10 protein-coding genes, 1 riboswitch and 2 other annotated features are annotated in these 13,371 nt (G+C 37.7%); of the genes, 9 read left to right on the forward strand and 1 reads right to left on the reverse strand.

Going from position 1 to position 13,371, the window contains the following annotated elements; all coding sequences use genetic code 11:
- Nucleotides 1–6: 6 nt before the first annotated feature.
- Complete coding sequence (locus ACTWP4_RS05935) at nucleotides 7–1,845, reverse strand: bifunctional homocysteine S-methyltransferase/methylenetetrahydrofolate reductase (protein ID WP_443127836.1); 1,839 nt, start codon at nucleotides 1,843–1,845, stop codon at nucleotides 7–9.
- 73 nt (nucleotides 1,846–1,918) lie between these two features.
- A riboswitch (SAM riboswitch) is annotated at nucleotides 1,919–2,024 on the reverse strand.
- A 172-nt stretch (nucleotides 2,025–2,196) separates the two neighbouring features.
- Here ACTWP4_RS05935 and ACTWP4_RS05940 point away from each other — a divergent pair.
- From ACTWP4_RS05940 to trpC, 9 genes are all read left to right on the forward strand, one after another.
- Nucleotides 2,197–2,763, forward strand: a complete 567-nt coding sequence (locus ACTWP4_RS05940; RefSeq protein WP_443127837.1) for a nitroreductase family protein — start codon at nucleotides 2,197–2,199, stop codon at nucleotides 2,761–2,763.
- Between the two features lie 657 nt (nucleotides 2,764–3,420).
- Nucleotides 3,421–4,965 (forward strand): bifunctional metallophosphatase/5'-nucleotidase, encoded by a 1,545-nt coding sequence (locus tag ACTWP4_RS05945; RefSeq protein ID WP_443127838.1) that lies wholly within the window; start codon nucleotides 3,421–3,423, stop codon nucleotides 4,963–4,965.
- A gap of 203 nt (nucleotides 4,966–5,168) precedes the next feature.
- Entirely contained in the window at nucleotides 5,169–5,963 is a 795-nt protein-coding gene (locus ACTWP4_RS05950; protein ID WP_443127839.1) for a LysM peptidoglycan-binding domain-containing protein, read from the forward strand.
- Between the two features lie 694 nt (nucleotides 5,964–6,657).
- Complete coding sequence (locus ACTWP4_RS05955; RefSeq protein WP_443127840.1) at nucleotides 6,658–7,950, forward strand: Gfo/Idh/MocA family protein; 1,293 nt, start codon at nucleotides 6,658–6,660, stop codon at nucleotides 7,948–7,950.
- A gap of 278 nt (nucleotides 7,951–8,228) precedes the next feature.
- The gene (locus ACTWP4_RS05960) at nucleotides 8,229–8,777 is read left to right on the forward strand and encodes a 3-dehydroquinate synthase II (protein ID WP_443127841.1); all 549 of its coding nucleotides are present in this window, start codon (nucleotides 8,229–8,231) and stop codon (nucleotides 8,775–8,777) included.
- An 85-nt stretch (nucleotides 8,778–8,862) separates the two neighbouring features.
- Nucleotides 8,863–9,109 (forward strand) — a binding site (T-box leader).
- Between the two features lie 194 nt (nucleotides 9,110–9,303).
- Nucleotides 9,304–9,527: a binding site (T-box leader), on the forward strand.
- A 76-nt stretch (nucleotides 9,528–9,603) separates the two neighbouring features.
- The gene (gene trpE, locus ACTWP4_RS05965) at nucleotides 9,604–10,983 is read left to right on the forward strand and encodes an anthranilate synthase component I (RefSeq protein ID WP_443127842.1); all 1,380 of its coding nucleotides are present in this window, start codon (nucleotides 9,604–9,606) and stop codon (nucleotides 10,981–10,983) included.
- Nucleotides 10,980–11,567 carry an anthranilate synthase component II gene (locus ACTWP4_RS05970; protein ID WP_443127843.1) on the forward strand — a complete coding sequence of 196 codons (588 nt, stop codon included), beginning with the start codon at nucleotides 10,980–10,982 and terminating at the stop codon, nucleotides 11,565–11,567. Before trpE ends, ACTWP4_RS05970 begins: the two co-directional genes overlap by 4 nt.
- A complete protein-coding gene (trpD, locus tag ACTWP4_RS05975; RefSeq protein WP_443127844.1) occupies nucleotides 11,564–12,589 on the forward strand; it encodes an anthranilate phosphoribosyltransferase in 1,026 nt (341 codons plus the stop codon). The genes ACTWP4_RS05970 and trpD overlap by 4 nt, the downstream gene beginning before the upstream one ends.
- Before the next feature lies 1 nt (nucleotide 12,590).
- Nucleotides 12,591–13,370 carry an indole-3-glycerol phosphate synthase TrpC gene (gene trpC, locus ACTWP4_RS05980; protein ID WP_443127845.1) on the forward strand — a complete coding sequence of 260 codons (780 nt, stop codon included), beginning with the start codon at nucleotides 12,591–12,593 and terminating at the stop codon, nucleotides 13,368–13,370.
- The last annotated feature ends 1 nt before the right edge of the window (nucleotide 13,371 follow it).

Below are 13,371 nucleotides of genomic sequence, written 5' to 3' on the forward strand. Positions count from 1 at the left end.
TAATTTTTATATTTTTGTTACTAACTTAGCTTGTTGATGAACATAATTTGTGAGTTCCACCGTTAATGGATAATGCATAAACGGGGTGATTATATAAATGCCATGAAAATAGTTCATAGCAGTGTCAATTAATTCCTTGGCGATTTGTATTCCTTCTTGTAAACTGTCCTGGCGGTTATCATGGCGCTGCATTCTTGTACGTACTTCATCAGACAGTTTCATGCCTGGCACCTCATGATGAAGAAATTCCGCATTCCGATGGGAAGTGAGTGGCATGATTCCAATGAAGATTGGTTTATCAATATGTTTGGTATGTCGATGTAATTCGATAATTTGCTCATGATTGAATATTGGCTGTGTCAAAAAGTAGTCCGCACCATGCTTTATTTTTCGTTCCATTCTTTTCACTGCTTTTTCGAGATTAGCAACATTAGGATTAAATGCGGCGGCAACTTGAAATTGCGTGTTCGTTTTTAATGAACTGCCAGCAAAAGAAAGCCCTTGGTTAGATTGTTTAATTAGTTTTGTTAATTCAAAAGATGTTACATCAAAAACAGATGATGCACCTGGAAAACCGCCAATTCGAGTCGGATCACCAGTTATAGCAAGAATTTCACGAAAACCTAGTGTGTGCAATCCCATCAAATGAGACTGAAGCCCGATTAAATTTCGGTCGCGACATGTCAAATGGATAAGTGGTGTTGTATGACAACCCGCTTGTTGCATTTTTACAGCCATGGCTAGATTACTAATGCGAGGAGTTGCTAAGGAATTATCAGCCAATGTAATTGCATCAACTCCTGCCTTCTCTAAAGCAAATACTCCATCGATAAAAGAGTCTGTGTCAAGATGTTTTGGTGCGTCTAACTCCACAATAACGGTATGTCGTTTTCGAGCTTTATCTGCAAGTGTTGTTCGTAGTGGAGGCTGTTGGTCATTTTTGCTTTTGGTAACGGTAATGGGTTTGATTTCCTTTTCCTTAATAGGTTCCAAGCCAGTAATACCATCCTTGAGTGCCCGAATGTGTTCAGGTGTTGTACCACAACATCCACCTATTAAGTGAACCCCTTGATCACGGAAATCCTTCGCACATCGTTCAAAGTAGTGGCTGTACTGGTTGTAGACCAATTTGCCATTTTGGTAAGCAGGAAGACTTGCATTTGGATATGCTGCTAAAACTGCTTTTTCAAGAAGTGGAACAGATTCAAGTGCTTTGATCATATAATGAGGTCCTAAATGACAATTCACTCCTACAACATCTGCGCCTATGTCTTCTAATGTTTGGAGGGCTACTGCAAGCTGGATCCCATTTTCCATCACACCAGGTTCATGCATCGATACATTCGCAATGATTGGTAGATCTGTTTCTTGTCTAGCAATCTCTAACACTTGTTTTATTTCTTCAAAATCATAGTATGTTTCCAGTAAAATGCCATCCACACCTTCTAGTAATAGTGAGAATAGTTGTTCTTTAAAGCTGCGGATAATCTCTTTTTTAGAAGTTATTAATTTTTGAACCCCTCTGATTCCTCCGATTGTTCCCAACACAAATGCTCGGTCTTTAGCAGCAGTCTTCGCGAGCTGAACCGCTTTGGTATTCAATTGATGTACTTGATCTTCTAAACCAAAACGAGACAATTTGATATAATTTGCTCCATAAGTGTTGGTCTGAATAACTTCTGCTCCGGCATCAAGATAGGTTTGATGAACATGAAGGATTTCATCGGGATGAGTAGTGTTATAAGATTCGAAACATCGATCTACACCATGGGAATATAGTAAAGTTCCCATTGCCCCATCAGCGACCATTAACCTGTTTTGTAAATTAGTGATTAAATTAGACATTAAGTTTCACCTCTTTTCTGTTAAACATAAAAAATCTCCGGCTATAGAAAGACGGAGATTAATTAGAAAAAGACTCTCATCTTTCAAGCACATTATGCTTGCTGGAATTAGCACCTTGTCAGTTATAGACGGTTGCTGAGGTATCGTCAGGCCAGTCCCTCCACCTCTCTGGATAAGAAAAAGCTATTCAGTTAGTAACATTTGCTAGTATTTTACATTAAGTGAAAGTTAATTTCAAGTACATTTTGCAAATTATGGTATGAATTAGTTTGGATATCTTGACTCTTCTTATAAATATGATATGATAAATTTTAGTTGAAAATGATTATCAATAACAAGGAGGACGTCTTCATGAACTTACAACAACTGATTAAAGAACGTCGCTCGATATCTGCTTATCAGGATAAAAAGGTTTCAAGGAATTTAATCGAAGAATTACTTGAAACTGCTATATGGGTGCCTAATCATAAATTGACAGAACCTTGGCGTTTTGTGTTTATAGAAGGTGAAGCAAAAGAAAAACTGGCAGAAATAAACCGTCAAGTAGCAGTGTCAAAAACTAACAGTAATTCGGATGAAGAATTAAAAATAGTTAGCGATAATGCTTATCATAAAATCATGAATGTTCCATTTATCTTTTTTGTCATTAATAGTCTACATCCTCAAGAAAAATTAAGAGAAGAGGACTATGCTTCTTCCAGTTGCTTAATTCAGAACTTTAGTTTATTAGCGTGGGAGAAAGGATTAAGTGTTTTTTGGAAAACAGGGAAACTCGCTTTCTGTGAAGAAACAGCAGAATTGATCGGATTAGAAAAAGATGAAAGAGTAGTGGGGCAAATACAGGTAGGCTATCCAGCCAAATCACAATCCCCTGTTCCAAGAAAATCAGCTAAAGAAAGAATCACCGTTATAGAGTAAGACGCATCGGATGCATTGGATTCCGATGCGTTTTTTTCTACTAGGCAAAATTGCAGAGAAACCATAAGCTGCGCAGTAACGTGGACTCCCAAGTGTGAGGACATTTGTTCCGCTATTTGTGACAAAAGTACCGTTTTTAGGGTGGTCGCGGACATCTATTCCGCTATTCATCGAAAATAGTGCTAATTCAAGCCGAAATGAACCAAATAAGGGATTCAATGTCCACTAACATGAAAAAGCAAGTGATTTTCATTCAAATAACGCACTAAATGTCCGCTCAATAAATGTCAGCACCTAGATAAACTTTCATTACTTCGCAGTTTGTATCTATTTTGAATTAAATGAACAGAGCATGTCAGGATGTTATATCACGGTGCTAATCGTCCGTAACCCTACTGATGGAAGTCTCTCTTTATATCAATATATCTATTAACTGTAAAAAGAAAAGCCGATGAATTTATCATCGGCCAAAAGAAAAAGGGGCTATCATTTTGTGAGAAAGCAATCTTTGCAGCATTGCTCAATTTGGAACACTTTAACTATATCAAATAAATGAAAAGAGGGTGTTAAGTCTTAGTTAAGTTAATGTAAAGTTTTTCCTGATTCTATTATATATCGTTATAATGTTAGATAATAAGAATTAGAGGGGGAGTTACAATGAAGACAGTTTCCATTGGTGTTACAAGTGATATACACGGTTATATTATGCCAACGAATTATCGCAATAATCAAGAACAACAGATGGGGTTAGCAAAAGTTGCTTCCATTTTGAAAAAGATTAGGAAGAAAAATGAATCGATTTTAATAGATAACGGAGACTTTATTCAAGGAAGCCCATTTACATATTTTTTTGCTAAAAAACGACCAGATCAACCTAGTCCAATGATTAGAATTGCTAATCACTTAAACTATGATCTTGCTGTAATAGGTAATCATGAATTTAATTACGGATTGGATTATTTACAAAAGGCAGTAGCAGTATCTGATTTTCCTTGGTTATCTGCTAATATTATCGATAAAAAAACGAACCAGCCATTTTTAGGCAAACCATATATAATTAAAAAAATAGCAGGTGTACGGTTCGCTATTTTAGGATTAACGACTCACTACATACCGAATTGGGAGGACCCTAATCATATAGAAAGTCTTATTTTTGAGGATGCATGTCAGTCAGCAAAGAAATGGGTAACAACGATTCGTGAAACAGAGGAACCAGATGTGATGGTTGTCAGTTACCACGGTGGATTAGAACGTGATCCCCAAACAGGTGAACGAACTGAAGATTTAACAGGAGAAAACCAAGGTTATCAGATCTGCAAGGAAGTAGAGGGTATAGATATATTAATTACAGGTCATCAGCATCGTTTTTTAACAGAGAAGATTAATGGTGTAACAGTTGTTCAGCCTGGTAATAATGGACAGGCGATCGCAGAAATCACTTTAACAATTGACCAAACGATACAATCGGTGACTTCTACCTTGCACTATGTAGATGAGCAGACAGAAGTAGATCAGCAAGTGGAAAAGGACATCGTAAAAGACGAAAAAGCTGTCCAAGCGTTTTTAGATCAAACCATTACAACCGTGAAGGGTGATATGGAAATCAGTGATCCAAACAAAGTACGGTTATATGGCCACCCTTTTATTAATTATATCAATCAATTGCAAATGCATATAGCGGAAGTAGATATTTCCTGTACGGCATTGTTTCACGATCAGTCACCAGGTTTTCCGAAGCAAGTAACGATGAGGGATATTGTAGCTAATTATATTTATCCCAATACATTAAAAGTACTGAAGCTTACAGGTCATGATATCAAAAAAGCATTAGAAAAGTCCGCCAGTTATTTTAAAATGGAAAACAATGAAATAATTATCAATCCATCATACTTACAACCAAAACCTCAACCATATAATTATGATATGTGGCAAGGGATATATTATGAGGTGAAACTATCGAACCCAATCGGTGAACGAGTGACTACACTAGATTATCAAGGTCAGCCACTTGACTTAGACCAGGAATTTCAAGTAGTGATGAATAATTATCGTGCTAGCGGCGGTGGAGACTATCATATGTTTAAGAATAAAGAAGTGGTGAAAGATATACCTATAGATATGACAGAATTGATTGCAGATGACCTTCTAAAAAGCGATGAATTGATTCCAGATAATAAGAGTTATTTTAATATAATCAAATAATGATAGATTAAAAAAATGGTATAAAGATAGAAAATATTACGATTGGACGTATAAAATCGATCATTGTTGCCCCATAATGACAAATGTGACAAGCCTTTGTAACATCGTAAATTTTGTTACAGACTCTTAAATTCGCTGTAACCACAGCGGGTAATGCGGTGTGTTATAGTTGTGCTTGTCAACATTGAAAGGAGGCAACTTTGATGCGAAAGTTTTTAGTGTCAGTAGGTTTTGTTGCAACTAGCTGCTTTTTCGTGCTACCAATTTCGGCAGCAGAATATGAAGTAGAAGAAGGAGATAGTTTGTGGAAAATTGCACAAGAACATAATACAACAGTTGCAGAATTAAAGGAGATTAATAAGCTAGATTCAGACTTGATTTTTCCAAAACAAATGTTAGAGATAGATAGAGAATACAAAGTAAAAAGAGGAGATACATTAAGCGAAATTGCTTTGGAACATGATGTGACAGTTAGCGATTTAAAAGAATGGAATAACCTCGAAACAGATTTAATTATTATTGGGGAAAAATTAACTATTAAGGTAAATAAAGAACAGTCTGAAGCAAATAAGGAAGAAAAAGCACAGGAAGTAAATAAAGCGGAAGAAACACAGGAAGTAAGCAATACAGAGGAAACGCCGGAAGCTTCTGAACCTGAAGTTGAAAAGCAGTCCAATACATCAAGTAAAGAATCTTCTGAACAAAGTGGTGAAACCATTTCAGTGACAGCTACTGCATATACTGCTAAATGTGACGGTTGTTCAGGTATTACCGCTACAGGGATTAACTTATTGGAAAATCCAAATATGAAAGTAATTGCTGTCGATCCTAGCGTTATCCCACTTGGTACTAGAGTACACGTGGAAGGATATGGGGAGGCAATTGCAGCTGATACAGGTGGAGCAATCAAAGGGAACAAGATTGACATTCATGTTCCAACCAAAGACGAAGCCTACGACTGGGGCGTCCGTTCAGTAGACGTCACTATATTAGACTAGTAAAGTAATCAGAGACTCTCTCGTTTTTTAGCGAGGGAGTTTTTTTTTCGCTATTAGAAAAGCCTAGAGATGTGTATAAAAAATATTAACTACGCAGCAACTATTATGTTCCTTCCTCCCATCCTTTTGGAGATGAGTGCAAGTCCATCGCTGCGGAAAAACACTCCCTTTCCGTGTGGAACGCTTCAGACAGGGAACTTCTTGAATAAACTTCCTAGCTCCCTTGCACCGAGGAATCCTACTACGAAGGGTTACTAGAAGACGCAGGTGCATTTACACGGGGTCTTCAGACTGTTCCTTTCCCACAAGAGTGTCGCATTTTTCCGCAGCTTAGAGTAGTTTTCTGGATAAGTAAGAGGAAATCCATAGAATATAATCCATTAGTTCCAATCTTCCAATAAGAAAGAATCACTACTAGCGCAGTATTCTGCCGAAGCGTGTCCAAACACTTCTCATCAATCAGAATGGGAGGAAGCTCTACCAAAACAAATTTTCATTAATTCAAATTAGTTATCTAATCTGAATTTGTTAAAAAAGTGAGACTGATAAGGCATAAAAACAAATAAAATCAAAAACAATTAAAAAAAATCACAGATTAAGAGTTGCTATTTTAGGGTAAATATCTTATAATTTTTAACAACGTTGTTATTATAATTTGCAAACGATTTCAAAAATAACATTGGGAGTGTTCAAAGTGAAGAAAAAATATGTTTTAGTTGGAACAGGCGGCCGTGCAGAATTTTTTTATGGTGCAATAGTGCGAGACTTTCAGGAAACATGTGAATTAGTAGCTTTTTGTGATTCGAATCAAACACGATTAAACTATGCTAACAAACTATTAAAAGACAAATATGGAGTCTCTGAAATTAATACGTATACAGCAGATCGATTTGATGAGATGGTTGAAGCAGAAAAACCAGACATTGTCATTGTAACATCAATGGACAGAACACATCATCGTTACATTATCCGTGCGATGGAATTAGGATGTGATGTCATTACAGAAAAACCGATGACAGTTGATGCAGAAAAAACACAAGCCATTATTGACACAATTGAACGAACAGGTCAAAATGTTCGCGTAACATTCAATTATCGTTATGCACCACACAATACGAAAATCCGTGAGTTAATTCGCGATGGTGTCATTGGCCAAGTTAATTCTGTTCACTTTGAATGGGCACTGGATACACAACATGGAGCAGATTATTTCCGTCGTTGGCATCGCGATAAGCGTAACAGCGGTGGTTTACTAGTTCATAAATCTACTCACCACTTTGATCTAGTTAACTTCTGGCTAAACACAGAACCAGATGTTGTCTATGCAACAGGTGGTCTTCGCTTTTATGGGAAAGAAAATGCTGAAGAACGTGGTGTGACGAAATTTTATGAGCGTGCACATGGAAGTGAATACGCCGAAGAGGATCCATTTGCCATTGATTTAGAGTCCAATGAACATTTAAAATCCATGTACTTAGAGGCAGAAAAAGAAGACGGATATCATCGTGATCAAAGTGTGTTTGGGGATGGCATCAATATTGAAGATACATTAGGTGTAAATGTAACGTATAAAAACAAAGCAATTTTAACGTATTCTCTAAATGCATATTTACCATGGGAAGGGTTCCAAATTGCCTTTAATGGTACAGAAGGTCGTATTGAAGTGCAGGTACGTGAGCAATCATATATTAATTCTGGTGGCAAAAAGAGTGATGAAGGAAAGCTTAGTGGGAAATTAATTCGAGTGTTACCGATGTTTGGTGAACCATATGAAGTAGAAGTAGAAGAAAAAGAAGGTGGCCATGGTGGTGGTGACCCTGAATTATTAAATGACTTATTTGGGGTGCCGAAAGAGGATGAATTCAATCGTGCAGCTTCTCATATTGATGGTGCCATTTCGATTTTAACTGGTATTGCCGGAAATAAATCCTTAGCAACAGGGCAAGCGGTAAAAGTTGATGAGCTTGTAGATCTAAAAAGAAAATAATAGACAGAGGGCTGTTGATTTCGAATCAACAGCCCTTTACATTTCTTCTATTCATCTTGCTCCATTTCAATTACTTCATCATTTACGGAATGATTGCTATTGGAAAAACCAATCACACTGAAGCCCGTGATTAATAGAAGAAATAACACTACCAACAATTTTCTCATAGGTTACCCCTCCTAATTTGTAAATCCAACATATATTGTATATGATAATCGTTATAATAACTATATAATTTCTGTGGAAAATCGCACAAATTTATGAATGGGGGCTAATAAGTGGTAAATATTCTGCAAGAGGCTGAGATTGTCCGTATCGAAAGTATAGGGGAAGGATCACGAGTCTGTTTAGATTTAGTTGACCATCTTTCACCTACAGAGGGAATACTATTGGGGAATACAGGTCATGGTTACTTTTTTGTTTTAGCAGAAAATCGCACTACCGATACATACCCTGCTAGACCTTTTCGAATAAATAGTGGGGCGATTCATCACTATGTTGTTAAAGAAGATGAGACGACGGCTTATTTAGCAGAATTGAAACCGGGTGATATTATCACGGTTTACAATGAAAAAGATGAAACTCGAAAACTTGCGATAGGCAGGGTGAAAATAGAAAAGCGACCTCTCATGCGTATAGTAACTAAAGTTGGTGATGCTGAAATTTCTGCGACACTACAAGAAGCAGATAGTGTTCACCTATTAACTCCTGAACATCAGGAAAAACAAGCAATCTTCCTTCAAGAAGGTGAGCGGATCTTAGTAAAGGTCGATCAACCAGGTCGTCATCTTGGTGAGAAAATTGAGGAAGAAATATTTGAGTATTAATGTTGTGTAAATTTTCCGAATATTTAATTGATTGCTATTGACAAAATATAGAGAGCGTACTATGATAGTAACAACATTTAATAACGTGATAGCATTGACGAAGAGAAGTAACTTATACTTAAGCACTCAAGAGAGCTGATGGTTGGTGAGAATCAGTGTGCAAGATAAGTGAATGGACTTCCGAGCTCCAAACCGAACGATTGTCTAGTAGGCTTTGGCGAGATACCCACTCGTTGCAAAAGGGTAGCGTTCATGGATTAAACCATTGACGTGTTAAGTGAGCTGTAGATACAGCTAACAAAGGTGGTACCACGGGTTTCCTCGTCCTTTTCGGATGTGGAAACCCTTTTTGATTTGCTGGAAAAAAGCCAATTCTAGAAAGTGTCCAGAAAATCATGAAAAGTGTCCAGTAACCGAGCTAAAGTGTCCAGAAAATGCCTAGAAGTGTCCAGTAAATTAAAAAAAGTGTCCAGAAAATACGTAAAAGTGTCCAGAAAATAATTCAAGTGTAAATATCGATCAATACATTAACTCGATGAGAAGGAAGAGTATAATATCCCCCTGTATGACAGAGAGCCGGAGCCGCTGAAAATCCGGTATACATGGAAATTGGAATGGACCTTCGAGAGTGCCTTGGAAATGATAGTACAAGGCAACGGCTCATCCCCGTTAACGGATAACGAGCGGAAGGCTATTCATTAATAGCCCTTCAACAAAAGGTGGCACCGCGGTAAACCAACCGTCCTTATACAGACTAAAAAAGTTTGTATATGGGCGGTTTTTTATATTCGGAAAATGAAACTTTATAAAAAGGAGTCGAAATAAGATGGTTAACTATAAAAGCACGGCACTAAACGGAGACACTATTACACCTATCTCTGTATTTAACAGAATTAAAGGCAAGAAGAAATTCTTATTAGAGAGTTCTGTCAGTCATGGCGAAAAAGGACGGTTCTCCTTCATTGGACTAAATCCATACAAAGAAATTATCGGAACAACAGACGAAACAATGGTCATCAACCATACTGACGGAACAAATGAAGTCGTTCAGCAAAAGCCATTAGAAGTAGTCAAAGCACAGATTCCGAACGAAGAACTACCATTACCTTACGCATTTTACGGTGGAGCAATCGGTTATATCGGCTATGATGCTATAAGACAATACGAATATATTGGCGAACTTTTAGAAGATGAAATAGACATGCCAGATGTCCACATGATGTTTTATCAGGATGTCATTGTTTTTGACCATATGAAACAAAAAATTACGATGATGACGATCAACTTAGACGGTACAAGAGATGATGATCAATTAGAAGAAAACTTACATCAACTGCAAGATCAAATCTGGACACCCGAAGAAACAATGTCAGATGAGGAGTTACATGTCAGTTTCGAACCATCGATTGATAAGGAAACCTTCCTGAATATGGTCGAAACGGCAAAACAACACATTGTTGACGGCGACATTTTTCAAGTGGTCTTATCACAACGAATGAAAGCAAGCTTTGATGCTGATCCATTCACCTTTTATCGAAGGTTGAGAGTAGCTAACCCGTCACCATATATGTATTTTATCGATTTTGATGATTATATTGTGCTTGGGGCGTCACCAGAAAGCTTAATTAAAACAACCGGACGAAACGTGGTGACAAATCCGATTGCGGGCACAAGGCCAAGAGGAAAAACAGAAACAGAAGATCAGCAATTAGCATCGGAGTTATTAGCAGATGAAAAGGAATTAGCAGAACACAAAATGTTAGTGGACCTAAGTCGGAATGATCTGGGGCGTGTATGTGAAATTGGTTCGATCACAATACCGAAATATATGACGATTGAACGTTATCAACATGTTATGCACATTGTTTCAGAAGTACATGGTGAATTAAGGCAGGAGTACACAGGATTAGATGCATTGATATCGACACTGCCCGCCGGAACCGTTTCAGGGGCGCCGAAAATCCGGGCCATGCAAATCATTAATGATCTCGAAGACAAAAAGCGTGGTGTATATGCAGGGGCTGTCGGTTACATCAATATGAATGGTGATCTTGATTTAGCATTAGCGATTCGAACAATGGTAATTAAAGGAAGGCAGGCATATGTGCAAGCAGGAGCGGGTGTTGTCTATGACTCTGACCCCCAATCGGAATATCAGGAAACGTTAAATAAAGCAAAATCGCTATTGGAGGTTAGTAAAAAATGATTCTATTAATTGATAACTATGATTCATTTACCTATAACTTGTTTCAATATATGTCAGAGCTAGGCAAAGAAGTCAAAATCGTCCGCAATGACAAAATCACAATAGAAGAAATAAGACAGTTAAAGCCAGAAGCGATTATTCTGTCACCTGGGCCTGGTACTCCAGAAGAAGCAGGAATTTGCATTGATGTTGTCAAGGCTCTATCGAATGAGTTTCCAATTTTGGGTATATGTCTTGGGCATCAGGCAATTGGTGCCGCATATGGCGCAACAGTTACACATGCAGGAAAGATCAAACATGGAAAAACCTCGATGATTCGTCATCAAAACGATGAAATCTTTAATTATTTAGAACAACCGTTGGAAGTGATGCGTTACCACTCATTGGTGATTGATAAAGATACGATTCCCGATCAGTTGTTAGTAACCGCAACGGCAATGGATGATCAGGAAATCATGGCGGTGAAGCATACTTATTTACCTGTCTACGGACTACAATTTCACCCAGAATCAATTGGAACTGGAAAAGGAAAGCAATTACTAAACAATTTTTTTGAGTCGATTAGGAAGGGGCAAAAAATATGAAAACATTTTTAAAAAAAGTGATGGAAAAAGAAAATTTAACATTAATAGAAATGGAGGAAGCTGCAAGGTATATTTTTTCAGAAGAAACGAGTGATGTTGCTATTGGTGCCTTTTTATCAGCGCTGAAGACAAAAGGAGAGACAGTGGATGAGATTACAGGGCTAGTCAACGTAATGTTAGAAATTTCTCCACTTGCATTACCAGATGAACTTGCAGGTGCGATGGATAACTGTGGCACAGGAGGCGATGGTTCACAAAGTTTTAATATTAGTACAACTTCTGCATTTGTCATTGCAGGTGCAGGTATTACCGTAGCAAAACATGGTAATCGCAGTATTTCGAGTAAAACAGGAAGTGCGGATGTATTAGAGCATCTCGGTGTTCCTTTAGAATTCACTCGACCGGAAACATATGACATTTTAAAACAAAATGGTATTGCCTTCTTATTTGCACCGAATGTACATCCAGCAATGAAGCGAGCAATGAAAGTGAGAAAAGAATTAGGTGTGCCGACCATATTTAATGTAATTGGACCATTAACGAATCCTGTGAAACTAACTTCTCAATTGATGGGGACATATCGCCGTGACTCACTAGAAACTATGGCAGGTGTATTGCATAAATTAGGCCGTAAACGAGCATTGATTGTGAATGGTGCTGGCTATATGGATGAAGCATCTTTAGCGGGAGAGAATCATTTGGTATTATTAGACCGAGGTGAAATTATGAAATTCACCCTTAAACCAGAAGAAGTGAACTTGCCAATTGTAGAAAATGATTTAATCAGAGGCGGCGATTCTAAAGAAAATGCAGAGATTTTACGAAGTGTATTAGAAGGAAATAAAGGACCACATCGTGACACAGTATTATTAAACGCAGGGTTAGGCATATTCGCTAATGGCAAAGCAGATACGGTGCAAAAAGGGGTAGAATTAGCACGAGAGTCCATTGATTCAGGTGCTGCCTTAGCTAAATTGGAGAATCTTATTACGATAAGCAATAACATGAAACAAGAGGTGTAACATGACGATTTTAGATAAGATTTTAGCAGAAAAAGAAAAGGAAGTAGCGCAATTAAAAGACAACTATCAGCCGGGAACTATACAAGGAAAACGTGTGAATATTTCATTGTACGATACCTTTATGAACGCAGAAAAAATGAGTATTATTGCAGAGATGAAACGTGCTTCCCCGTCAAAAGGGTTAATTAATGATGGGGTTGAACCTGCCACACAAGGACGCATCTATGAAACGTGTGGAGCAGGTGCAATCTCGGTTTTAACTGATACACCTTTTTTTCAAGGAACGATTGAAGATATGCAAGAAGTCAGAGAAGTGGTGGATATTCCGGTATTAAACAAGGACTTTATTATTGATGAAATTCAAATTGATCGCGCGTATGATGCCGGTGCGAATTTAATTTTATTAATTGCAGCAGCCCTTCCTGAACAAAGACTAGCCGAACTATATCAATATGCAGATCAAAAAGGCTTGGAAATTTTATTTGAGGTACACAATGAAGAGGAATTAGCAGTTGCCGAACGAATCGGTGCAACGATTATCGGAGTTAATAACCGTGATCTGAAAACATTTGAAGTCGACCTTGCCACAACCGAGAGACTCGCAGAAAAAATAGACACAACGAAAACACTCTTAATCAGCGAAAGTGGAATGAAGGAACAAGCAGATGTGGAACGGGTACAGAAGGTTGGCGCCAGAGGGATTTTAGTTGGTGAAACAATGATGCGCTCGGTTGATTTAAAAGAGACATTTGATAGTTTAAGAGTGCCGTTAGGAGAATAAA

Source organism: Gracilibacillus sp. D59 (genome assembly GCF_052246695.1).
Classification (GTDB): Bacteria; Bacillota; Bacilli; order Bacillales; family Amphibacillaceae; genus Gracilibacillus.

What these genes read in the sequence shown, in the direction of transcription:
- ACTWP4_RS05935 (WP_443127836.1), bottom strand. Translation starts at nt 1,845, where the DNA reads ATGTCTAATTTAATCACTAATTTACAAAACAGGTTAATGGTCGCTGAT.
- ACTWP4_RS05940 (WP_443127837.1), top strand. Translation starts at nt 2,197, where the DNA reads ATGAACTTACAACAACTGATTAAAGAACGTCGCTCGATATCTGCTTAT.
- ACTWP4_RS05945 (WP_443127838.1), top strand. Translation starts at nt 3,421, where the DNA reads ATGAAGACAGTTTCCATTGGTGTTACAAGTGATATACACGGTTATATT.
- ACTWP4_RS05950 (WP_443127839.1), top strand. Translation starts at nt 5,169, where the DNA reads ATGCGAAAGTTTTTAGTGTCAGTAGGTTTTGTTGCAACTAGCTGCTTT.
- trpE (WP_443127842.1), top strand. Translation starts at nt 9,604, where the DNA reads ATGGTTAACTATAAAAGCACGGCACTAAACGGAGACACTATTACACCT.
- ACTWP4_RS05970 (WP_443127843.1), top strand. Translation starts at nt 10,980, where the DNA reads ATGATTCTATTAATTGATAACTATGATTCATTTACCTATAACTTGTTT.
- trpD (WP_443127844.1), top strand. Translation starts at nt 11,564, where the DNA reads ATGAAAACATTTTTAAAAAAAGTGATGGAAAAAGAAAATTTAACATTA.
- trpC (WP_443127845.1), top strand. Translation starts at nt 12,591, where the DNA reads ATGACGATTTTAGATAAGATTTTAGCAGAAAAAGAAAAGGAAGTAGCG.